At 66.9% G+C, this 22,947-nt stretch carries 19 protein-coding genes; 11 read left to right on the forward strand and 8 right to left on the reverse strand.

Annotation, left to right across the window (positions count from 1 at the left end; genetic code table 11):
• Window positions 1-51: 51 nt before the first annotated feature.
• Window positions 52-933 (reverse strand): AraC family transcriptional regulator, encoded by an 882-nt coding sequence (locus tag SPI01S_RS18905; RefSeq protein ID WP_066726433.1) that lies wholly within the window; start codon window positions 931-933, stop codon window positions 52-54.
• A 140-nt stretch (window positions 934-1,073) separates the two neighbouring features.
• Here SPI01S_RS18905 and SPI01S_RS18910 point away from each other — a divergent pair, with 140 nt between their 5' ends.
• Complete coding sequence (locus SPI01S_RS18910) at window positions 1,074-2,642, forward strand: amidase (protein ID WP_066726438.1); 1,569 nt, start codon at window positions 1,074-1,076, stop codon at window positions 2,640-2,642.
• Between the two features lie 193 nt (window positions 2,643-2,835).
• Here SPI01S_RS18910 and gpmA read toward each other — a convergent pair whose 3' ends face one another.
• Window positions 2,836-3,522: a 2,3-diphosphoglycerate-dependent phosphoglycerate mutase gene (gene gpmA, locus SPI01S_RS18915; protein WP_066726440.1), complete on the reverse strand. Its 687-nt coding sequence runs from the start codon at window positions 3,520-3,522 to the stop codon at window positions 2,836-2,838.
• Window positions 3,523-3,598: 76 nt separating this feature from the next.
• Between gpmA and SPI01S_RS18920 the strand changes: the two genes are divergently transcribed.
• The 3 genes from SPI01S_RS18920 to SPI01S_RS18930 all read left to right on the forward strand — a co-directional run bounded on the left by SPI01S_RS18920 (window position 3,599) and on the right by SPI01S_RS18930 (window position 8,096).
• Window positions 3,599-4,324, forward strand: a complete 726-nt coding sequence (locus SPI01S_RS18920; protein ID WP_066726442.1) for a dienelactone hydrolase family protein — start codon at window positions 3,599-3,601, stop codon at window positions 4,322-4,324.
• A 1-nt stretch (window position 4,325) separates the two neighbouring features.
• Entirely contained in the window at window positions 4,326-5,432 is a 1,107-nt protein-coding gene (locus tag SPI01S_RS18925; RefSeq protein WP_066726443.1) for an FUSC family protein, read from the forward strand.
• A gap of 132 nt (window positions 5,433-5,564) precedes the next feature.
• Entirely contained in the window at window positions 5,565-8,096 is a 2,532-nt protein-coding gene (locus SPI01S_RS18930; RefSeq protein ID WP_066726444.1) for a TonB-dependent receptor, read from the forward strand.
• A 95-nt stretch (window positions 8,097-8,191) separates the two neighbouring features.
• On the opposite strand, the gene SPI01S_RS18935 is transcribed toward SPI01S_RS18930, so the two are convergent.
• The 6 genes from SPI01S_RS18935 to SPI01S_RS18960 all read right to left on the reverse strand — a co-directional run bounded on the left by SPI01S_RS18935 (window position 8,192) and on the right by SPI01S_RS18960 (window position 16,567).
• A complete protein-coding gene (locus tag SPI01S_RS18935) occupies window positions 8,192-8,995 on the reverse strand; it encodes a LytR/AlgR family response regulator transcription factor (protein ID WP_066726448.1) in 804 nt (267 codons plus the stop codon).
• The gene (locus SPI01S_RS18940; protein WP_174539132.1) at window positions 8,992-10,131 is read right to left on the reverse strand and encodes a sensor histidine kinase; all 1,140 of its coding nucleotides are present in this window, start codon (window positions 10,129-10,131) and stop codon (window positions 8,992-8,994) included. The genes SPI01S_RS18935 and SPI01S_RS18940 overlap by 4 nt, the downstream gene beginning before the upstream one ends.
• Window positions 10,132-10,221: 90 nt before the next feature.
• Window positions 10,222-13,491, reverse strand: a complete 3,270-nt coding sequence (locus SPI01S_RS18945) for a TonB-dependent receptor (protein ID WP_066726451.1) — start codon at window positions 13,489-13,491, stop codon at window positions 10,222-10,224.
• Window positions 13,492-13,638: 147 nt separating this feature from the next.
• A complete protein-coding gene (gene ligA / locus SPI01S_RS18950; protein WP_066726454.1) occupies window positions 13,639-15,765 on the reverse strand; it encodes an NAD-dependent DNA ligase LigA in 2,127 nt (708 codons plus the stop codon).
• Between the two features lie 32 nt (window positions 15,766-15,797).
• On the reverse strand, window positions 15,798-16,310 hold the full coding sequence (locus SPI01S_RS18955; RefSeq protein WP_066726457.1) for a hypothetical protein: 513 nt from the start codon (window positions 16,308-16,310) through the stop codon (window positions 15,798-15,800).
• Complete coding sequence (locus SPI01S_RS18960) at window positions 16,307-16,567, reverse strand: helix-turn-helix transcriptional regulator (RefSeq protein WP_066726459.1); 261 nt, start codon at window positions 16,565-16,567, stop codon at window positions 16,307-16,309. The genes SPI01S_RS18955 and SPI01S_RS18960 overlap by 4 nt, the downstream gene beginning before the upstream one ends.
• Window positions 16,568-16,683: 116 nt before the next feature.
• Between SPI01S_RS18960 and SPI01S_RS18965 the strand changes: the two genes are divergently transcribed.
• The 7 genes from SPI01S_RS18965 to SPI01S_RS18995 all read left to right on the forward strand — a co-directional run bounded on the left by SPI01S_RS18965 (window position 16,684) and on the right by SPI01S_RS18995 (window position 22,625).
• On the forward strand, window positions 16,684-17,844 hold the full coding sequence (locus tag SPI01S_RS18965; RefSeq protein ID WP_066726531.1) for an MBL fold metallo-hydrolase: 1,161 nt from the start codon (window positions 16,684-16,686) through the stop codon (window positions 17,842-17,844).
• 50 nt (window positions 17,845-17,894) lie between these two features.
• On the forward strand, window positions 17,895-18,362 hold the full coding sequence (locus SPI01S_RS18970) for a hypothetical protein (protein WP_066726462.1): 468 nt from the start codon (window positions 17,895-17,897) through the stop codon (window positions 18,360-18,362).
• A gap of 118 nt (window positions 18,363-18,480) precedes the next feature.
• Window positions 18,481-19,098: a PEPxxWA-CTERM sorting domain-containing protein gene (locus tag SPI01S_RS23150; protein ID WP_066726466.1), complete on the forward strand. Its 618-nt coding sequence runs from the start codon at window positions 18,481-18,483 to the stop codon at window positions 19,096-19,098.
• Between the two features lie 67 nt (window positions 19,099-19,165).
• A complete protein-coding gene (gene uvrB / locus SPI01S_RS18980) occupies window positions 19,166-21,361 on the forward strand; it encodes an excinuclease ABC subunit UvrB (protein WP_066726468.1) in 2,196 nt (731 codons plus the stop codon).
• Between the two features lie 64 nt (window positions 21,362-21,425).
• Window positions 21,426-21,713 carry a type II toxin-antitoxin system RelE/ParE family toxin gene (locus SPI01S_RS18985; protein WP_066726470.1) on the forward strand — a complete coding sequence of 96 codons (288 nt, stop codon included), beginning with the start codon at window positions 21,426-21,428 and terminating at the stop codon, window positions 21,711-21,713.
• Window positions 21,682-22,002 (forward strand): HigA family addiction module antitoxin, encoded by a 321-nt coding sequence (locus tag SPI01S_RS18990; protein WP_066726474.1) that lies wholly within the window; start codon window positions 21,682-21,684, stop codon window positions 22,000-22,002. The genes SPI01S_RS18985 and SPI01S_RS18990 overlap by 32 nt, the downstream gene beginning before the upstream one ends.
• 89 nt (window positions 22,003-22,091) lie before the next feature.
• On the forward strand, window positions 22,092-22,625 hold the full coding sequence (locus SPI01S_RS18995) for a hypothetical protein (protein ID WP_066726482.1): 534 nt from the start codon (window positions 22,092-22,094) through the stop codon (window positions 22,623-22,625).
• Window positions 22,626-22,947: the final 322 nt, after the last annotated feature.

Consider the following 22,947-nt stretch of genomic DNA (forward strand, 5'->3'; position numbering starts at 1 on the left):
CCCCCGCCACAACCGATGGTGGCTGTGGCGGGGCAAGCTGCACCATGGGGGCTATTTCAGCGGCAGATACAGCTCGGTCACCGATTCATGCTCGGGCACGTCGGGGAAGAAGGCCACCCGCCGGGCGAAGAGCGGGAAGTCGCCGGGCTCCTCGCCGCTCTGGGGCAGCCATTCGCGGTAGAGGAACAGCGCGGCGGGCTCCAGATCGTCGGCCTGGCCCACCACCCGCAGCATCGCGCAGCGGCCGGCCGGGATCAGGCCCGGTTCGATGCCGTGCGCGGCGTCCGCCACCGGATGGGACGTGCCGGCGCAGAGGTCGAGGCGATAGTCCTCCGGCGGCGTGGTGCGCGGATCGGTGTGGAAGATAGTGTAGGTGGCGCTGGCCGGCGGGCGATAGCCGGTCGTCTTGCGCCAGGCGATGAAGCGGCGGATCGTGTCGCCGAGATGGGCAGGATCGCCGCGGTGCGTGAGGAAGGCCACCGGGGTGGCGGGGAAATCGAGCATGGTCACGTCAGTGGTCGTGAATCGGGTCTGCATCGTCTGGCTCCGGGCTATGGTGAGCGGCGCGAGGGCCGCGTGCCACGGGTCCCAGTCCGGCGCCGCGCGAAATTGCGAAGGCGCCTGGCCGAAGCGCTGGCGGAAGGCGCGGGCGAACGCCTCGGGCGCCTCGTAGCCGGCGTCGAGCGCGATGCCGGTCACGGCCTCGCCCGGCCGAAAGGCGAGGCGATAGGACGCGCGCTTCATCCGCACGAGCTGGACGTAGCGATGCACCGACAGGCCGAACAGCGCGCTGAACTGGCGGTGGAAATGATGCTTCGAAAACGCCGCGACGCCCGCCAGCGTCTCCAGGTCCAGATCGTCCTCGGCATGCGTGTCGACATGGTCGAGCACGCGCTGCATCCGGGCATGGTAGCGGGCGAGCGGCGTCTGCATCTTTTCCTCCGTGGCGACGCCTTCCTAGGCGGGGCCGGGACGACCCGCCCGACCGATCTTGCCCATGTTCCTCCGAGCAGGATTGCGCTGCATCTCCGGCAGGCTAGGCTGGCGGCGAACCGGACAAAAGGGGGGATGCGATGCGGAGCTGGGGTGTCGGGCTGATGGCGCTGGCGATGGCGAGCCCCGCGGCGGCGCAGGTGCAGGTGGCGGAGGTGCCGGCGACGAAGATCGCCGCCGATCTCGCATCGGGCAAGACGAGCAGCGCCGCGGTGACAGCGGCATATCTCGCCCGCATCACCGCAATGGACGGCAAGGGCCCGACGCTCCGCGCTGTGATCGCGGTGAGCCCCGATGCGCTCGCCCAGGCCCGCGCCAGCGACGCGCGGCGCAAGGCGGGCAAGGCGCTGGGCCCCCTCGACGGCGTACCGGTGCTGATCAAGGACAATATCGAGACGAAGGAACTGCCGACCACGGCCGGCAGCCTGGCGCTCAAGGACAACCGCACCGGCCGCGACGCGCCGGTGGTGGCGCAGCTGCGCGCGGCCGGCGCGGTGATCCTCGGCAAGACCAACCTCAGCGAATGGGCCAATATCCGCTCCGACCATTCGATGAGCGGGTGGAGCGCGGTCGGCGGGCTGGTGCGCAACCCCTATGCGCTCGATCGCACGTCCTGCGGCTCGTCGAGCGGATCGGGCGCGGCGGCGGCGGCGAGCCTTGCGGCCGTTGCGGTGGGCACCGAGACCGACGGCTCGGTCGTATGCCCCTCGGCGATGAACGGGCTGGTCGGCCTCAAGCCGACGCTGGGGCTGGTCAGCCGCACCCATGTCGTCCCGATCAGCCACAGCCAGGATACGCCAGGGCCGATGGGGCGCAGCGTCGCCGACGTGGCGCTGCTGTTTTCCGCCATGGTCGGCGAGGATCCCGCCGATCCAGCGACCAAGGGCGCGAATGCCTACCGCAAGGACTATGCAAAGGGCCTCGCCTCCGACGCGCTGAAGGGGATGCGGATCGGCTATTGGCGGCCCGAGATGGCCGACGATCTCGCCGCGCGGTTCGACAAGGCGCTGGGCGAACTGCGCGCGGCCGGCGCGACGCTGGTCGAGGTGACGCTGCCCAAGCTCGACGGGCTGGGCGAGGCCGAGGGGCTGGTGCTCTATACCGAGCTCAAGGCCGATCTCGCCGCCTATCTGGCGACCACGCCTGCTGCGGTGCAGGTGCGGTCGCTGGCCGACGTGATCGCGTTCAACAAGGCGCATGCGGGCGAGGAGATGGCGTTCTTCGGCCAGGAAACCTTCCTGAAGGCCGAGGCGACCAAGGGCCTCGACGATCCCGACTACAAGGCCGCACGGGCGAAGTCGCAGCGGCTGGCGGGGCCGGAGGGGATCGACGCGATGCTCAAGGCGGCGGGCGCGGAGGTGCTGGTGACGCCCACCTATGGCACGCCCTGGCTGAGCGACCCCGCGCATGGCGACCAGTTCGTCGGCCCCTCCGCCAGCGAGCTGCCGGCGGTCTCGGGCTATCCGCACCTCACGGTGCCGATGGGGCTGGTGAACGGATTGCCGGCCGGGCTGTCGTTCATCGGCACGGCCTATGCGGACGGGCTGCTGCTGCGCGCGGGCTATGCGTATGAGCAGGCGAGCAAGGCGCGGGTGGCGCCGCAGTACCGGGCGACGATCCCGGCGGATCTGGGGCCGCGGGGGCGGTGAGGTCCCAAATTTAGCCCCTCCTCCTTGGAGGAGGGGTTGGGGGTGGAGGGATTCCAGACCATAAGTTGGTCTCGGTGAGACACTGCCCCACCCCAACCCCGCATCAGGTGAACAGCGCTCCGCGCTGTTCAGGCGCTGCCGGGGGCAGCGCCGACCTGGTGCGCCTGAAGGGGAGGGGCTTAGAAGCGCGAGATCAGCGCTCGCTCAAATAATAGCGCTCGATTTCCTTCAGCTCGTCGTCGAGCTGGTAGACGATCGGCTGGCCGGTCGGGATTTCCAGGCTGACGATCTCGTCGTCGGGAATGCCCGACAGGTGCTTCACCAGCGCGCGCAGCGAGTTGCCGTGCGCGGCGATCAGCACGCGCTTGCCGGCCTTCAGCTCGGGCGCGATCCGCTCTTCCCAATAGGGCAGCACGCGGGCGATCGTGTCCTTCAGGCTTTCGGTCTGCGGGATCGGGATGCCGGCATAGCGCGGGTCCCGGGCCAGGTCCCAGGGCGAGCCCGCCTCGGGGAGCGGCGGCGGCACGTCGAAGCTGCGGCGCCAGATCTTCACCTGCTCGTCGCCGTGGCGTGCGGCGGTCTCCGCCTTGTCGAGGCCGGTCAGGCCGCCATAGTGGCGCTCGTTGAGGTGCCAGTCCTTCTCTTCCGGCAGCCAGAGGCGGTCCATCGCCTCCAGCGCCAGGTGCAGCGTCTTGATCGCGCGGCTCTGGAAGCTGGTGAAGCACAGGTCGAAATCGAGACCCTTCTCCTTCATCAGCGTGCCGGCGGCGGTCGCTTCGCGCACGCCCTGCTCGGTCAGGTCGACGTCCCACCAGCCGGTGAAGCGATTCTCCAGGTTCCAGGCCGACTGGCCGTGGCGGATCAGGACGAGGGTGGGCATGGGTTGGCTCCTTGTAACTGCTCGCCGCCGTCCTTAGCGAAAGGGACGACGGGGACAAGCGCAGGAGACGACAAGCATGGCCGTGGTGCAACAGACGCTGGTCTATGACGGCCCGGGCGGCCCGTTCGAAGGGGTGGCCGTGTGGGACGACGGCATCGGCCATGCGCGTCCGGCGGTGCTGGTGCTGCCCAATGTGTTCGGCGTCAAGGAAGCGGATGTGGAGAAGGCCGAGGATCTGGCGCGGCTCGGCTACATCGCGCTGGTCGCGGACGTCTATGGCCAGGGCAAGCGCACCGCGATCGGCGATCCCGACTATGCCCGCTATATGGCTGCGCTGAACGCCGATCGCGGACTGCTGCGCGATCGGCTGGCCGCGTCGCTCGACGCGCTGACCGGGCTGGCGCCGGCGGACAGCGCGCGGATGGCGGCGATCGGTTTCTGCTTCGGCGGCAAGTGCGTGCTGGATGCGGCGCGCGCCGGCCTGCCGATCCTGGGCGGCGTGTCGTTCCACGGCGTCTATGACCGGCCGGATCTCCCGAGCGAACTGCCCATCACCGCGAAGCTGCTGATCTGCCATGGCTGGGACGACCCGCTCGCCCCGCCCGAGGCGACCTTGGGGCTGGCCGAGGAGCTTACCGCACGCGGTGCCGACTGGCAGCTCCACGCCTATGGCCATGCCGGCCATGCCTTTACCGACCGGAGCCGGGTGCAGAGCCTGAACCCCGCCATCGCCTATGAACCCAAGGCCGATCGCCGCAGCTGGCAGGCGATGACCCATTTCCTCGCCGAGCTGTTCGGATGAGATGAACCGGCTGCGTACCGCCTGGGATGCCGCGCTGGGGCGGGTCGGCCCGCGCACCGTGGATGCCGGCGAGTGCGTGGCCTCGGTGCTGCTGGCGATCCTGGTCGCGCATGCGATCGGCGGCAGCAACGTCGCCTGGGCGGCCTTCGCCGGCTATATGGTGATGCGCGGCCATGCCAGCGAAACGGTGCTGCGCGGGCTGTTGCGGATCGTCGGCACGGTGGCGGGCGGGCTGCTCGCGCTGGGGCTGGCGCCGCTCGTCGCGACCAGCTGGTTGGGCAGCGCCATCGCGATGATGGCGGTGGGGACGCTGAGCCTCTATCGCGCACTCACCGCCCGCCGCGCCTATGCCTGGCTGTTCTTCGGCCTCACCTTCGCGATGGTGCTGCTCGACAAGATCGAGACGCCGGCCACGGCGCTCGACCGGTTCGTCCTCACCCGCATCCTGGAAACGGTGGCGGGCACGCTCTCGTGCATGGCGGTCAGCATCGTCTCGACGCTGACCGTTCGGCGGCGCTGGCCGGCACCCGCCACGCCGGCCCCGCCGGTCGCGCTCTGGCATCCGGCCGCCTTCCGCCATGCGGCGCAGGCGGGTGTGGCGCTGGCGCTGCTGATCGGGGTGGCGCACGCGCTGGCGCTCCCGGCGCTGGCGCAGAGCGCGGTCGGCGTGATGGCGGTGATGCTGGTGCCGGTACAGGGGCTGGGCGCCAGCGGGCTGGTGCCGGTAAGCGTCCGGCTGGCGCAGCGCTTCGTCGGCTGCCTTGCCGGCGCCGCGCTGGCGGCCGCTTGCCTGTTCGCCGCGCAGGGCCATGCCGCGATCCTCGTCGCCGGCACCGTGATCGGCGTCGCCACCGGGCGGATGATCGAGAACGGTCCGCACCGCTACCGCTATGTCGGGACCCAGTTCACGCTCGCCGTGCTCGTGATGCTGGTGCCGGACAGTTATGCCGATGGCGACGTGCTGCCGGGCATCGAACGGCTGGTCGCCGTCCTGATCGGCATGGCGATCCTGGAGCCGGTGCTGCTGCTCGGCCACTGGCTTGCGCCGCGCGAGGGCGGTGCCGCCGCCAAGCCGGACCGCGGGCCGGACGAACCCGGCGGCGTTTGAGCGGGTCGCGGCGTAACCGAAGCAAAAGGGCAACGTCACGCCAGTTTTATCGAAACGCCGCCGAACTGAAACACGGGCCCCCTAGCGGCGCGGTCGCACACGCAACATGCCATCCGACCTGGGGGGTCCGTCATGAAGTTCCACCACGCACTCCGCGCGACGGTTTCCGTCGCCGCCTTCCTCACCGCCGCCGCTGCGCTTCCGGCGCAGGCGCAGCAAGCCAGCAAGGTCGTTGCCGATCCGGACACCGGCAGCGACAACGACACCGGCAACGACACCGGCACGGCAAGCGCCATCGTCGTTACCGCCAAGACGACGCGGTCGGCGACGGCGCTCTCGTCGGAAGAGATCCAGAAGATCCTGCCCGGCGTCTCGCCCCTGAAGGCGATCCAGACGCTGCCCGGCGTGCTTTACATCACCGCCGATCCCTGGGGGAACAACGAGCAGAACGCCCAGATCTTCATCCACGGCTTCAACTTCCAGCAGCTCGGCTACACGATGGACGGGGTACCCCTGGGCGACCAGAGCTACGGGAATTACAACGGCCTGTCGCCGCAGCGCGCGGTGATTTCGGAGAATGTCGGCCGCGTCGTGGTGACCACCGGCGCCGGCGATCTCGGCACCGCCTCCACCAGCAATCTGGGCGGCACGATCGAGACCTTCTCGGCCGATCCGGCGAAGACGCTGGGCGGCACGTTCAACCAGACGGTGGGCAGCTACGGCACGTCGCGCACCTATCTGCGGCTCGACAGCGGCGCGTTCGGCCCGAACGAGGAGAACAGCGCCTATGTCGCCGGCGTCCGCCAGCGCGCCCGGGCCTGGGACTTCAACGGCATCCAGGGCGGCTGGCAGGCCAACGCCAAGTTCGTCCACGACGGTGCCGCCGGCAAGCTGACGCTGTTCTTCGACTATTCGGACAAGATCGAGCCGAACGAGGATGCGACCACCTTCTTCAAACCCTCGGTGAACGGCACGCCCGCGACTGCGGCGCAGCTCTACACGCCGCGCACCCGGCCGTTCTTCTATTCGGACCTGGCCGGCATGCGCGCCTATATGGACGCGTTCGGCAACACGCCGGCGGCGCAGGGCGGCAACTACCGCAACTATTATTCGGATGCGCAGCGCACCGATTACCTCACCTATGCGCGCTACGACGCCAAGCTGGGCGATCGCGCCACCTGGTCGAACACGGCGTACTTCCACCACAATGACGGCGTCGGCGTGGTCGCGGGGCCGCTCGGCCAGTCGATTACCGTGATCCAGGCCTATCTCGATCCGAACTACGCCACCGGCACCAAGTACAAGGCCAACGCCAACGCGTCGTCCGCGCTGGTCGCTGCGACCGGCGGCTCGGGCCTCGTGACCCGCACCACCGAATATCGCATCGATCGCAGCGGCGGCATCTCCAACCTCGATCTCGATCTGGGCGCGCATCAGGTCCAGCTTGGGGCCTGGTTCGAGCATAACAGCGCAACCCAGTGGCGCCGCTGGTACGGCTTCGACATCAACAATCCGGGCGCCAGCACGCCCTATATCCGCCCGTCCAACCCGCTGTTCACCCAGTATCAGGGCGAGGCGCGCGTCAACGTGCTCCAGCTCCACCTGCAGGACGCCTGGAAGGTCACCGAGAAGCTGCGCGTCGAGGCCGGCGTGAAGACCAGCGCGCAATGGGCGAACGGCTATTTCGTCGTCCAGCCCAGGCCGGGCTCGCTCTCGGGCCTGACCGGCAACCTGCCGAGCGGCCGGATCAACACCAAGAACTGGTTCCTGCCCTCGGTCGGCGCGACCTACGACCTGAACGGCCATGAGCAGCTCTACTTCAACGTCCAGAAGAACCTGCACCAGTATATGGCCTATCTGGGCGGCGGTTCGCTCTCGCCCTGGTTCACCGGCAGCCAGTCGGCGTTCGACGCCTTCGCCCAGCAGGGCAAGCCCGAGACGAGCTGGACCTATGAAGGCGGCGTGCGCACCCACCGCAGCTTCGACGGGATCCTGAGCGGGCTCGACGCGCAGGTGAACTATTACCACGTCACCTTCAGCAACCGCCTGCTGGCGATCAGCACCAACCCCGGCGGCATTGCCGGCGGCGCGATCACCGGCGGCACCTCGATCCTGGTGAACGTGGGCAGCGTGCACACCGACGGCGTCGACGCCGCCTTCACGCTGCACTTCGGCCGCGCGCTGTCGCTCTACAACGCCACCTCGTACAACAGCTCGACCTATCAGAGCGACTATAGCTCGACCGCGCTGGGCATCGGCGCGGCGGTGCCGGGCTGCCTGGGCGGCTATGTCGTCACCGGCGGCGTGGTGCCGACCTGCGGCAAGCAGGTGCCGGGCTCGCCGAAGTGGATGAACAAGTCGGTCGCGACGCTGTCGCTCGGCGCGTTCGAGGCACAGGTGACCGGCGACTATGTCGGCCGCCGCTATGCGACCTATGCCAACGACACCAGCGTGAAGTCCTACTTCCTCACCTCGCTGCGCCTCGCGGCCAAGCTGCCGGCGGAGCTGGTGCGGCTGAAAAAGGCCGAACTGAGCCTCAACGTCACCAACCTGGCGGACGTGGGCGGCTGGTCGACCATCTCGGTGGGGTCGGCGACCAACAGCTATTCGATCTACCCGATCGCGCCGCGCCAGTGGTTCCTGACCTTCTCGTCCGGGTTCTGATCAACGAAAAGGGCCTCGTCCTTCGCAGACGAGGCCCTTTCTCGAATCCGTCACCCCAGCGTTCGCTGGGATGCCGTATATCGGGTGCGCTGGCCTCAGTGGACGAAGCGCGCCACCACGTCGCGGTACGAGCGCGACACCTTCACCTGCGCGCCCGAGTTGAGCACCAGGAAGCACTCGCCATTGGTGTGCGGCTTGACCTGGCGGACCAGGTCGAGATTGACGATGGTCGAGCGGTGGACGCGCTGGAAGCGGCGCGGATCGAGCCGCTTCTCCAGATCCTTCATCGTCTCGCGCAGGATCAGCGTGTTGTCGCCGGTATAGATGCACATGTAATCGCCGGCCGCGTCGATCCGCTCGATCGTGTCGACGTCGACGCGGAAGATCTGGCCGCGATCCTTGATGTTGATCAGCTTCTCGAAGCGGTTGGAAGCCGGCTCTCCGCCATCGGTCGCGGCGATGTCGTCCACCGCGTCGGGCGCGACTTCGGCCAGCACTTCCTTCAGCTTTTCCACTTCCTCGACGCCGCGCTTTTCGGCGAGGCGCTGGCGGACGCGGTCCAGCGTGTCGGCGAGCCGCGACGGCTCGACCGGCTTCATCAGATAGTCCACCGCCTGCGCCTCGAAGGCGCGGATGGCGTGATCGGAATAGGCGGTGACGAAGACGAACAGCGGCGGTTCGACTTCCATCAGGCCCTGGATCACCGAAAACCCGTCAAAACCCGGCATCTGGATGTCGAGGAAGACGAGGTCGGGCTTGTGCGTCTTGATCGATCTTATGGCTTCGCGGCCATTGGAGCATTTGTCGATGATTTCGACATCCTCATGCTCCTGCAGCCGGAGCTCGAGCCCCTGAATCGCCAGGGATTCGTCGTCAACGAGGATGGTACGGATGGTCATGCGGCCTCTCGGTTCGGTTCCTCAAGCTGGAACGGTATCTCGATCTCAACGCTGAAACCTTCCCCAGGTTTCGTTCGCGTCTCGAAACGATGGTCAGGCCCGAAAGCCTGCACCAACCGCTCCCGTATATTGGCGAGCCCCACGCCAGTTGAAAGCGTCGGCCTCGGACGCGCTTCGATCAATCCCGGACCCGTATCGGACACGGCGATCTGCACCCTGTCTCCGGTGAGCCGAGCCGAAACGATGATGTCGGCGCCGTCCTCCTGCGTGCTGACGGCATATTTGATCGCATTTTCGACCAGCGGCTGGAGCAGCAGCGACGGCAGCCGGCCCTTGGCGACGCGCGGATCGAGATCGAAATGCATGCGCAGCCGCTCGTCGAAGCGCATCTTCTCGATCTCGAGATAGAGCTTCAGCGTCTCGATCTCCTGCGCCAGCGTGACGTGGGCGGTCGGCTCGTTGGCCAGCGTGTAGCGCAGGAACGAGGAGAGGCGGGACAGCATGATGTTCGCCCGCTCGGTCTGCTTGAGCAGCACCAGCGTCGAGATCGAGTTGAGCGTGTTGAACAGGAAATGCGGATTGAGCTGGTAGCGCAGCATCGCCAGCTGGGCGCTCGATGCCTGGTTCTCCAGGATCTGCATCTGGTCGATCTGCTGCTCGACGATCAGGTAGAAATTGATCCCGAAATAGAGCGCCGACCAGCCCGCCAGCACCGTGAAGGTGAGGAAGCTGTAGCCGATCACCCGCGCAAAGGTGATTCCGGCCTCCGCCGCCGTGAACGAATAGGTGAAGGCCTCCAGCACCGCATAGATCAGCGTCGCCGCGCCCAGCGTGGCGAGGGTGAGCAGCACCGCCGGGATGCGCGGCAGGCGGCGGTAATAGCCGTAGAGCGCCGAGAGCAGCAGCGTGAGGCAATAGCCGACGATCGCCTCGATGATCGCCTTGATCAGCCCCTCGACCGAAAAGCCGTTCGAGATCGACGAGACCGAGCGCAGCAGCAGATAGCCGCTCCAGCCGGTCGCCTGGAGAATCCAGAAGGCACGGCCCTTGTCTTCGAAAAAGGGACGCGAAAACAGATCGGGCTTGGAAAGGCCCAGGGTTCGGGTGCTCGTCTGCGGAAGCGAAGTCTTTGCCACGCTGCGCCTGTACCATCGCGATGGCGAGGGGGCAAAAAAAATGCCGGGCGCGCTGGGCGCCCGGCATTCTGAAAAGGTCGGTCGTGCCGCTTAGAAGGTGAAGCGGGCGCCGACGCGGATCGCGTAGAACGATCCGTTGAAGTTGACGGCGGCGTCGTTCGGCGCCTGGTAGCTGGAGTACTGGTACTTGGCGCAGCCAGCGGCGGGGTTTGCCGCCGTGCCGATCGCGGTGCCCGCCGGTACCACGGCGCCGGCCGAGGTGACGCAGTTCACCGTCACGACCGAGGCCGCGTACGGGAAGCCGAACTGGCGCAGACCGCCCCAGTTCTTGTTCAGCAGGTTCGGCAGGTTGTTGATGTCCGCGAACACCGACAGGCGCGAGTGGCCCACGAAGGTCGGGATTTCCTGCTCGAGGTGGATGTCGATCTGCGTGAACGCGCGGTTGCGGGCGATGTTCTTCGGCGCGATCTGGCCGCGATAGTTCTTCAGCGCGCTGTTGTTGATCAGCGCTTCCAGCAGGCCCTTCGTGGTCGTGTCGCCCTGCGCATAGGTCACGATGGGATCGTCACCCGACTTCGGCACGTACAGCAGGTTGGTGTTGGTGGTGCCGCCGGTGAGGACGGTGCCGAACACGTCGGTGCGGTTCGCTGCCGAGTCGCGCATCGTGTAGCTGTACGGGCGTCCCGCGCGGGTTTCGCCGAACAGCTGGATCACGGTGCGATAGTCGCCGAAGAAGGCGTGATCGAAGCCGATATTGTACTTGTACGACCACTTGATCTGATCGCCCGAGGTGCCGAGGACCGGGAAGTTCGGGTCGGCGAACAGCTGATTGCGAAAGTTCGAGTTGATCGTCGACGAGGTGGCGTTGCCCACGTCGCGGACGTCCTGCAGCGTGTAGCTGCCGCCGAACGACAGACCCCAGTCGAACTTCTTGTCGAAGCGGACCACGCCGATGTGCGAGCGACCCTTGTGGGCGCTGGTCACCAGGATGTCGTAGTTGTTGTCGCTGAAGCCGAGCAGGCCGTTGTAGCGCGGACGGCCGTCCGGCAGCGTGCCGACCACCACCGAACGCGCATCGACGAAGATGGGCGTGTCGAGCGTGTTCGAATAGTAATAGTCGGCGCCGAAGTTGAACCCGAACAGGTTCAGGTCACCCGAGAGCGTCGCCTTGAGCGAACGCGGCAGGTGGAAGCCCGGTGCAATCGCGCCGGTGTTGGTGCGCGGCAGCGAGGTGCTGCCCGTCACGTTGCTCGCAGCGGCAGCAAGTGCGGCCGGGGCCCTGCCGGTGACATTGTTGAGCGCGATGTCGCAGAGCGAACCTGCGGTATTGCAGGTCGCGTCGCGCTGGATGGTCAGCGAGTTGGTGGTGATGGTGTTGGAGAAGCTGTTCGACAGATAGATGTCGGGCGAACCGCCACCGAAGATGCCGGCGCCGCCGCGGAAGCTGTAGGGCTTGGCTGCGGGCTTGTACTCGAAGCTCAGGCGCGGCTCGAACTGGTCAAGACCCTTGTAGGTCTTGAGGTTCGAGAAGCCATAGCGCTGGGTGAAGTACGGGTTCAGCGTCGGCACGTCGCGCATGCCGTACATCGTGTATCGAACGCCCGCGGTCACACGCAATGCATCCGTTACCTGCCAGTCGTCCTGTGCGCCCAGCGTGTATGCAGTGTAGTGGAAATCGGCTGCGGCGCTGTTTCCGCCGCCGAGAACGCCCGCATAGGTGACGCTGTTTGCACGGCGCGCCTGGAAGTCGGCGATCGAGTCGAAATACCAGCTGCCCAGGCTGTTCTGCACGAAGTTGTTGAACGTGCGGTTCTGGGTGACGTCGATCAGCGCACGGATCTCGTGGTTGCCGGTCTGGTAGCGAGTCGCGAACGAGCCCGCCCAGGTGTCGTAGAACAGCACGTTGGTGTGACGCGAATTGTCCGGACCGAAGTACACGGTCGGCACGCCGGTACCGCAAGCCGTGGTCGACGACGCGACGGTCGCCACCGCATCGTCGCACACGCCAAGCTGGCCGTTCGGACGGCCGCCGAACGGCTCCTGGCCGCGGCGCGTCCAGCGGTAGATCAGGCGCGCTTCGGTCGAGAAGTTGCTGGTCCAATCCGAGTTCAGCTGCAGGATGCCGGCGCGAAGCAGCTCGCTCAGCGCATAGGCGTTGGTGCTGAGGCCGTAGGTCGTGCTCGCGGTGCTGGTGTTGTTCTGGCTGCCCTGCACGTTGTACGAATTGACGTACGAGAAGGACAGCTTCTGACCCGTCATCACGTTCCAGTCGATGCGGCCGACGATCTTTTCGTCCTTGCGGTCGTTGATCGACAGCGCAGTGCCGGGCTCGATGCTGTACGTGTTCTTGGCGATCGCGCTGATGTCGTTGATCGCGGTGCTGAGAAGGGCCGCGTTGGGGTACGACGACACCTGGGTCGAATAGGGCCGCGGATCGGTGTTGCGCTCACCCGAAACCATGAAGAACAGCTTGTCCTTCAGGATCGGGCCGCTGAGCGTGGCGCCGTAGGTTTCGGACTTGAACTTCGGGCGGGCAAAGACCGTGGTACCAATGCGGGTGCCGCTCAGGCCATCGGTGTTCTGCGAGTAGAAGCCGGTGCCGTGGAATGCGTTGGTGCCCGACTTGAGCACGGTGTCGATCGCACCGCCCTGGAAGCCGCTCTGGCGGAAGTCATAAGGTGCCACCGAGACCGAAACCTGCGCGAGCGCGTCGAACGGCACCGGACCGCGGATGTTCGGGCTGGCGTCCTGGTTGAGGCCGAAGGTGTCGCCGACCGTCACGCCGTTGATGGTGAAACGGTTGAAGCGCGGGTTGACGCCTGCGAACGAAATGGCGCCGCCGCGGTCACCATTGTTCGAGATGTCGGCGGCAGCGAACGGATCGCGGCGCTGGATGTCGCGGATGTCGCGATTGACGGAAGCGACCTTGCCGATCTGGATCGCATCGAGAACGGTCGACGGACCGTTCGACCGGATGCCGGCGCCCTTGATGGTCGAGGCCGTGACGACGATTTCCGATCCTGCGTCAGCCGTTGCGGCGAGCTCGATCGGCAGAGAATACGCCTGCTGGACGACCGTGTAGATGTCGGTCACGGTCTGATTGCCGGCCGAGCTGGTCACTTCGACGGTGTACGGACCGCCCGTGCGGAGGCCGGCGACCGTGAAATTGCCTTGGGCGTCGGTCTTCGCTTGCGAACGCGTGCCCGACGGCACGTGGATGGTGACGACGGTCGCATCGCCCACCGGTGCGCCGTTGGCGGTCACGGTGCCGCGAATCGTGGAGGTGGTTTCCTGCGCGTGCGCGGCAACCGGGATGAGCAGCGCGGCAGCGGCCACGCCTGCAAGAAAGTGCGTTCGCATCGAGAGAGTTCCCTTTTAGAGCCTGTGGCTACCAGTCGTGGCGCTTTGCGCGCCATCTGTCTGGCTGCCCCCTGCTTGGCTTTGATTGCGGAATTGTGACAGTCAATACGTGCGGAACGTTCCACTATGGTGCGTTGCAAAAAGGCATCACCCGGAAGCGCTTACAATCGACAGCCAATCCGCCTCGCTGATCACGCGAATCCCCAGATCGGCCGCCTTTTTCAGCTTCGATCCGGCGCCCGGACCGGCGATCACCAGATCGGTCTTCGCCGATACCGAACCTGATACCCGCGCACCCAGCCGCTCCGCCTGCGCCTTCGCCTCGTCGCGACTCACCGCTTCCAGCGTGCCGGTGAACACCAGCGTCTTGCCGGTCACTTCCGAGTCGCGCGATTCCACCACAAAGGGCGGGGGGGCGACTTCGCCGAGCAGATCGGCCCAGGCCGCGCGGTTGTGCGGCTCGTGGAAGAAGTCCGCCAGCGCATGGCCCACCGCCGCGCCGACATTCTCGACGCCGATCCGTTCGGCGATCGCCTTGTCGAGTCGGGTCCGATGCTTCGCCTCGGTCTCGCCGAGCTGCGGCGGGGTGGCGTCGCGCAGGCCGATCAGTTCGTCGGCCAGCGTTTCCAGCGCGGGCAGACTGACGTAGCGCTTGAGCAGGTCGCGCGCGGTGATCGCGCCGATATGGCGGATGCCGAGGCCGAACAGCAGCCGCGCCGCATCGGGCGTGCGCTTCGCCTCGATCGCGGCGAGCAGGCCGTCGACCGACTTTTCCTGCCAGCCTTCGCGCCCGAGCAGGTCGCCCCGGTGCCGCGCGAGGCGGAAGATGTCGGCCGGCTCGGCGATCCAGCCCAGGTCGAGCAGTTCGATCAGCGTCTTCTCGCCCAGCCCGTCGATGTCGAGCGCCCCGCGGCTGACGAAATGCTTGAGCCGCTCCAGCCTTTGCGCCGGGCAGATCAGCCCGCCGGTGCAGCGGACATCCACTTCGCCTTCCTCGGCCACCGCTTCCGACGCACAGATCGGGCAATGGCTGGGGAAGTGCCACTCGGCGCGCGGTTCCTCGCGGGTGAGGTTCTCGACGATCTGCGGGATCACGTCGCCGGCGCGCTGGAGCACCACGCGGTCGCCGGGGCGCACGCCCAGCCGCGCGATCTCGTCGGCATTGTGCAGCGTCGCGTTGCTGACGACGACGCCGCCTACCGTCACCGGCTCCAGCCGCGCGACCGGGGTGAGCTTGCCGGTGCGACCGACCTGGATGTCGATTGCCTGGAGCGTGGTCTGGGCACGCTCGGCGGGAAATTTGTGGGCAAGGCCCCAGCGCGGCGCGCGGCCGACATAGCCGAGCCGTTCCTGCCAATCGAGCCGGTCGACCTTGTAGACCACGCCGTCGATGTCGAAGCCCAAATCGGCGCGGCGCGTCTCGATCGCGCGATACTGGGCGAGGGCATTCTCCAGCGTGGGTGCGCGGACGAACAGGTCGGAGACCGGGAAGCCCCAGGCGCGGATGCGGTCGATCGCTTCATACTGCTTGTCGGCAAGCGGTTCGCTCAGCTCCCCCCAGCCCCAGGCGAGGAAGCGCAGCGGCCGCGTCTTGGTGATGGCGGCGTCCTTCTGGCGCAGCGATCCGGCGGCGGCGTTGCGCGGATTGGCGAACTGGCGCGCTTCCTTGCCGGTTTCTTCCGCCTCGGCGAGCAGCCGGGCGTTGAGCGCGGCGAAATCGGCCTTGGCCATATAGACCTCGCCGCGCACCTCGCACACCGGCGGGGCGCCCTCGATGCGGTGCGGAATGTCTTGGATGGTACGCACATTGGGCGTCACGTCCTCGCCGATCCGGCCGTCGCCGCGGGTCAGCGCCTGGACGAGCTCGCCGTCCACATAGCGCAGCGAGCAGGAGAGGCCGTCGATCTTGGGCTCGGCGGTGAGTTCCACGGCCGCATCGTCGGCCAGCTTGAGGAAGCGGCGGACGCGGCCGAGAAAGTCGGCGACATCCTCGTCGGCAAAGCCGTTGTCGAGGCTGAACATCTGCCGCGCATGCGCCACCTTGGCGAGCGGGCCCGATGGCGTGGCGCCGACCTGGCGAGACGGCGAATCGGTGCGGACCAGGTCCGGGAAGGCGGCTTCGATCTCGGCATTGCGGCGGACCAGCGCATCGAAGTCCGCGTCGCTGATCTCGGGCGCATCCGCGTCGTGGTAGCGGCGGTTGTGGTGCGTGATCTCGGCGGCGAGGCGGGCGAGTTCGGCGGCGGCGTCTTCGGGCGTGCGGGGCAGCGTCATGCCCCGCAGCTAGGGGAAGGACGCGCGCGCGATCAAGCCTCCTCCTCGGCCGGGTCGAGCGGGCGGGTGGCCCAACTGGCGTAGAGGGTGGGAACCGCGGAATAGAGCGTCATCAGGAAAAAGGCGCAGACCATGGCGCGGCGCGCGATGTCAGCGCCGGACCAGTCGTACACGGCGGTTGCCGCGGCGATGGCCCAGAACAGCGCCAGCCCTGCCAGTGCCATGCTCGCAAAGCCGACCAGAAACGCGCGGCGGCGCAGGTCGCGATCCCATTCGTCGACCGTTTCCTGCGTACCCCAGGGTTTGACAGGTCCCCAAAGCTGGCAGCACACGCCGATCGGAAAGCCGACAGACAGCAGAGACTGACCGAGCCAGAATTGGTGCGCCGGGGCCAGAAATGCGATGCCAAGTCCGGTCAGCGCGAGCAGCAGCGCGAACCCCGGCGTCCAGCGCAGCAGTCGGCGGCGCGGCGCGCCTTCGGCAAGCGCGGGGATGCCGGTGCGGCGGGAAAGGTTGTCGAGCGTTGCGATAAAGCGGTTGGTCATGCCTCTCTCTCCTGAGAGTGGATTCCGGCGCGCTGCAGCGCGTCTGCCACGGGTTCGAAGGGTTCGAAGGAAAACAGCAGTTCCACCGGCACGCCGAACACCCGCGCGATCCGCATCGCCAGTTCGAGGCTGGGCTTGTAGTCGCCGCGTTCGAGATAGCCGATCGTCTGCGGGTTCACCCCCACCGCCTCGGCAAGGGCGCGCCGGGTCATGCCGGATTCGGCACGGAACAGCGCGATGCGATTGTGGATGATCATGGAACCATCAGCTCCGTAGTGCGATTCGTTGTGTATACACAACAAGTCTATCGGTCAATGCACGGGCGGACAGGCTTGATCTAGGTCAGTGCGGTTGCGAGAGAGGGCGGATGGCGATGGCAAGGACGTTTGCGCGCTGGCTGATCGCCACGCTGCTCTGGGTGGTGGTGGCGCTGTGCCTGTTCCTGACGCTGGTGCCGCCCTTCCTCGACCGCATCTATTATCGCGGGGGCGAGACCGGGCATTTCGACGGCGCCCGCTTTGCCAATCCCGATGGGGAAACCGCCCCGGCACCCGCGCTCGCCTTCGTGTTCCTCGCCCATCGCGTCGCCAGCGTGGGGCGGCAGCCGGAATGGCCCGCCAGCGTGCCCGTCACCCAAGGCCGTCCCCCCGCGCGGGTCGCAGGGCAGGCGATGAAGGTCAGCTGGATCGGCCATGCCAGCGTGCTGATCCAGACCCAGGGCCTCAACATCCTCACCGATCCGGTGTGGAGCGACGTCGCCGGGCCGTTCGGTATGGGGCCGAAGCGCGTCACCGCGCCCGGCGTGCGGCTGGCCGACCTGCCGAAGATCGACCTGATCCTGGTCAGCCACAACCATTACGACCATCTCGACCTCGCGACGCTCAAGACGATCTGGCAGCGGGACCGGCCGCTGGTCGTGACCGGCCTGGGCAATGACAGTGTCATCGGCCAGGCGGGCGTGCCGGCGCGCGGGCTCGACTGGGGGCAGCGGCTGACGCTCAGGCCCGGCATCAACGTGGTCGTCACCCGCAACCATCACTGGAGCAGCCGCTGGTTCGCCGATCGCAATCGCGCGCTCTGGTCCAGCTTCGTGGTGACGCTGCCCGGCGGCAACCTGTTCTTCGCCGGCGATACCGGCTGGGGCGACGGCAAATGGCCGGCCGAGGCCGCGGCGCTGGGGCCGGTGCGGTTCGCCGCCATTCCCGTGGGCGCCTTCCGCTTCAAGCCCGGCCAGATGGCGGCCGACGCGCATATCGGCCCGCGCGACGCGATCCGGGTGTGGGACGGGCTCGGCCGGCCCTGGGCGCTGCCGATCCATTGGGGCACCTTCCGCCTCTCCTGGGAAGCCTACCGTACCCCGCCGGACATGCTGGCGGCGATGCTGGCCTGTGGCGGCACCGATCCGCGCCGCTTCGCCGATCATCCGATCGGACAAGGCTTCGACGTGCCGGCGATCGGCGTACCGCCGGCGGCGCCGAACGACAACGGCATCGCCAAATGCCGCGCCGAGGGGCGGTTCGACCGTTTCCGCTGAGCTTGAGCCGGTTGCCGGCCGCTTCTAAGGAGCCACCGGGGCAGGGGCATATGGGCAAGGGCATCGGCGCGACGCGCGACTATGAAACCAGCAGCGACCGGATCGGCAAGGCATTCGGTGCGGGTAGCGTCCTGGGCGGCCTGCTGATCCTGATGCTGTTGATCGCCGCCGGCCAGCACATGCCGCTGGCTCTGCTGGCGGGATGGGGGATCGGAACCCTGTTCGCCGGAATCGCGCTCGCCGCGGTCGGTGGCCCGATCTGGCTGGTGCTGCATGCGCTGGGCTTTCGCCGCGGCCTCCACGCAGCGCTGGTGACGGGCACACTCGGGCTCGGCCTGTATGTGGGCGCGCAGAGCTATGGCGCCGGCCTGCTCACGATCGCGCCGATCGACACGCGCAGTTGGCTGCTGGGGCTGGCGTTCAAGGCGGCGCAGGCTGCGGCGGTGGCGCTGCTCGCCGCGGGAATCGGGCTGGCGATGTGGCGCATCGCCTATCGTCGTCATAACGACGTCGCGTAGCATTTTGGAGTATAATGCGAAGTTGTTCAGCGAACGGCATCCCTGCGCCCGCTGCGCGATCCATTTGCACAAGACGGCGCTCGCATGATATTCCTTGGTGGTTTCCAGGGAGGGTGGAATGCGCGGCTTGCTTGCGGCAATCGTCATGGCTTCGTCTTTGGCTGCCTGCCCGGTCGCACAGGCGGCCACGGTCGTGACTTTCGATGACCTGGCGAGCGCAAGTGGCGACGTGTATCGCGCTGCCTATTCCGCGCAGGGCGTGCGCTTCTCCAGCGGCCAGAACCTGTTCTTCCTCGTCGGAACCTCGTCGGGCAACAACGCCGATCGGAATGGTGGCGGGGCGTTGGGGCTGTTCTCCGGTGACACGCTGTACATCGACAGCCCGGCCAGTTCCGTTTTCAACATCCGCAGCATGGATGTTGCAGACCTGGGGCGCAGCCCGCAAAAGACCGTCTTCACCTACACCTATGCGACGTTGCAGGACAGCGGCACGCGGACCGTTGAAGCACAGGACGCGTCGGGTGTGTCGCGGATCCGGCTCGATCTCGATTCGCTGGTTTTCTTCATGCTGACGGTGAACAGCCTGAATGGGATCCAGATCGACAATGTCGATGTCGGGTCGGCGCCGATCGGGCCGGCGGTGCCCGAGCCCGGCAGCTGGGTGATGCTGCTGGCCGGCACGGGCGTGGTGGGTGCGATGCTGCGGCGGCGGAATCGGCGGGGAGCGCCCGCCTGAGCAGTTGATCGCCTCCGGGTCGCCGAACCGCTTTTCAGACGGGGCCCCGCACCCCATATTCAATGCCATGGCGATCCAGATCCGGACCAACCTTGCCGAGCCCGAGACGGGCCAGGCCTTCATCCCCCACCGCCCCCAGCGCCCCGAAAAGGCGGAAGGCGGCAAGGCGTTCAAGCTCGTTTCCGACTATCAGCCGTCGGGTGATCAGCGCTTCGCGATCCCGGAGCTGGTCGAGCAGGCACGGGCCGGCGAGCGGGACCAGGTGCTGCTCGGCGTCACCGGTTCGGGCAAGACCTACACCATGGCCAAGGTGATCGAGGAACTGCAGCGCCCCGCGCTGATCCTTGCGCCGAACAAGATCCTCGCCGCGCAGCTCTATGGCGAGTTCAAGAACTTCTTCCCCGAGAACGCTGTCGAATATTTCGTCAGCTATTATGATTACTATCAACCCGAAGCCTATGTGCCGCGGTCGGATACCTATATCGAGAAGGAAAGCTCGATCAACGAGGCGATCGACCGGATGCGCCACGCCGCGACCCGGTCGCTGCTGGAGCGCGACGACGTGATCATCGTCGCCTCGGTCTCGTGCCTCTATGGTATCGGATCGGTCGAGACCTATTCGGCGATGATCTTCGACCTGAAGAAGGGCCAGGTGGTCGACCAGCGCGAGATCATCCGCAAGCTGGTGGCGCTCCAGTACAAGCGCAACGACGCCGCCTTCGGCCGCGGTGCGTTCCGGGTGCGCGGCGACAATCTCGAGCTGTTCCCGTCGCACTATGAGGATACTGCCTGGCGGATCAGCTTCTTCGGCGACGAGATCGAGGAGATCGTCGAGTTCGATCCGCTCACCGGCAAGAAGGTGGCGAGCCTCGACTATGTCCGCGTCTATGCCAACAGCCACTATGTGACGCCGGGGCCGACGCTGAAGCAGGCGATGGAGGCGATCCGCCACGAGCTGACCGAGCGGCTGAAGGAACTGGAGATCGAGGGCAAGCTGCTGGAACTCCAGCGGCTGGAGCAGCGCACCAATTTCGACCTGGAGATGATCGCGGCGACCGGCAGCTGCGCGGGCATCGAGAATTACAGCCGCTTCCTCACCGGCCGCCTGCCCGGCGAGCCGCCGCCCACGCTGTTCGAATATCTGCCGGAGAACGCACTGCTGTTCGTCGACGAAAGCCACCAGACGATCGGCCAGATCAACGGCATGTCGCGCGGCGACCACAAGCGCAAATTGACCCTCGCCGAATATGGCTTCCGCCTGCCCTCGGCGATCGACAACCGGCCGCTGCGTTTCAACGAGTGGGACGCGATGCGGCCGCAGACCACGTACGTCTCGGCCACCCCCGGCGACTGGGAAATGGAGCGCACCGGCGGCGTGTTCGTCGAGCAGGTCATTCGCCCCACCGGGCTGATCGATCCGCCGGTGGAGATCAAGCCGGTCGAGGAACAGGTGCAGGACCTGATCCAGGAGTGCAAGGCGACCGCCGCCAAGGGCTATCGCACGCTGGTGACCACGCTCACCAAGCGGATGGCCGAGGACCTGACCGAATATATGCACGAGGCGGGCGTGAAGGTTCGCTACATGCACTCGGACACCGAGACGCTGGAGCGCATCGAGCTGATCCGCGACCTGCGGATGGGCGTGTACGACGTGCTGATCGGCATCAACCTGCTGCGCGAGGGGCTCGATATCCCGGAGTGCGGGCTGGTCGCGATCCTCGACGCCGACAAGGAAGGCTTTCTGCGCTCCGAGACCTCGCTGATCCAGACGATCGGCCGTGCCGCGCGCAACGTGGAGGGGCGGGTGATCCTCTATGCCGATCGCATGACCGGCAGCATGGAGCGCGCGCTCGCCGAGACCGGCCGCCGCCGCGAGAAGCAGATGGCGTACAATATCGAACACGGGATTACGCCGGCAACGGTGAAGAAGAACATCGGCGACATCATCGCCCATGTGTCGAGCAAGGACCAGGTGACGGTGGAGATCGACGCCGATCGCCCGCACATGGTCGGCCACAATCTGCGCGCCTATATCGAAGAGCTCGAGAAGAAGATGCGCGATGCCGCCGCGAACCTGGAGTTCGAGGAAGCGGGCCGCCTGCGCGACGAGATCCGATCGCTGGAGGCCGAGGAACTCGGGCTGCCCGAGGGCGATCGCAAGGCACCGGTGATGGGGCGCAGCAATGAGGGCAAGGCCGGCACGCGGAAGACTCGGTACGGCAAGCAGACCAAGACCAAGTTCGGCGGGCCGCGGCGGGGGTGAGGCCCTGACGGCGGTAACGGCAGTCTGTTTGGTACGGCAGATCGTGTCCTGAAAGGATTAGGGCATGATTCTCAGCTTCGATGACGATGAAACCAAGCGCTTGTTCGATGGCGAGCGGAGTCGAAAGCTTCCCTCTGACATTCAGCAAACCGCCCGCCGAAAGCTGCGCATGCTCAACGCGGTGGCAAGCCCGGTCGAATTGCGCGTGCCGCCCGGCAATCGCCTTGAGGAGTTGAAGGGTGATCGCAAAGGGACCTATAGTATCCGGATCAACGACCAGTGGCGGATCACCTTCCGCTGGGTGGACGGAGGCGCGGACGATGTCCGGATCGAGGATTACCATCGCGGATGAGGACCGGCTGGACAATGTCCATCCGGGCGAGGTTCTGCGGGAGGACTTTCTCGTCGGCTCCGATATATCCCTGGACGAGGTTGCCGCGGGTACCGGCATCGATCCGGGCAAGCTGGCCCAGCTGGTAGCGAGCAAGGCCCCCGTCGATGCGGAGGCCGATCTGCGACTGACCCGCTATCTCCGCATGTCCGAAGGGTTTTTCCTTCGGCTCCAGATGGATTTCGATCTCGAAGAAGCCAAGCGCGCGATGCACGGCGCGCTCGAGCGGATCGTGCCGCGCGCCGCCTGAGCCCCTGCGCGTCGCCGCCAGCTTCCACTCCGTCGCGATCGTCCCTGTCCCCCGTTGAGCCGTGGCGCCCGCGCGCCCATAAGCCGGCGATGCGTTTGCTTTCCCTGTTCGCCGGTGCCGGCCTCGTCGCGCTCGCCGGCTGTGTGCCCGCTCCCTCCACGCCGCCGCCCGCTGCGGCGCCTCGGCCGGTTCCCGTGCCTGTCGCCGCGCCGCCGCCTGCACCCGCGCTCGGTGCGGACTGGCGGGACTGGCCGCTCACCCGCGGGGACTGGCGCTATCGCCCCGCCGGCAATGGCAGCGTCGCGACCTACGGGGCGGCAGGGGGCGCGCCGCTGGCGATCCTCCGCTGCGACCTCGGCGCGCGGCGCGTGACGCTGTCGCGGACCGGCTCGGCCCCCGCCACGCTGACCCTCCGTACCACCAGCGCCGTCCGCGCGATCCCGGCCACGCCGGACCCGAGCGCGCCCGGCATGCTCGCCATGACCTTCGCCGCGAACGACGGCTTTCTCGATGCGATCGGCTTCAGCCGGGGGCGGTTCGTGGTCGAGGGCGGGGGGCTGCCGGTGCTGGTGATCCCGGCCTGGCCGGAAATCCTGCGGGTGGTGGAGGATTGCCGCCGCTAGCGCAGCGCAGCGCGCCGTTTCGGGCCAGACGTCCAGAATCGCACCGATAAAATTCTTTTACAAGACTTGTTCTGCGACTCAGGCACGTCCTACATGTCAAGTGTGTCGAGAGGCACAGGCTCTTCAACAAGCGAAAGGAGGTGATCCGATGTCTCATGGTTCAGCAGTGAGGTCGGTTCAGTTCGTTCGGGAGACGCGCCGCTGATCTTGCCGCGCGGGTGGAAGCCCTCCATCCGTGATGCTGTCGGGAGGTATTCTCCTCCAATCAACGCCGGCAGCTGCAAGTAAAGCGGTCCGCATGGTCTCCCGGGCTGGAGCTCTC

This window comes from Sphingomonas pituitosa NBRC 102491, from assembly GCF_001598435.1.
Lineage (GTDB): Bacteria > Pseudomonadota > Alphaproteobacteria > Sphingomonadales > Sphingomonadaceae > Sphingomonas > Sphingomonas pituitosa.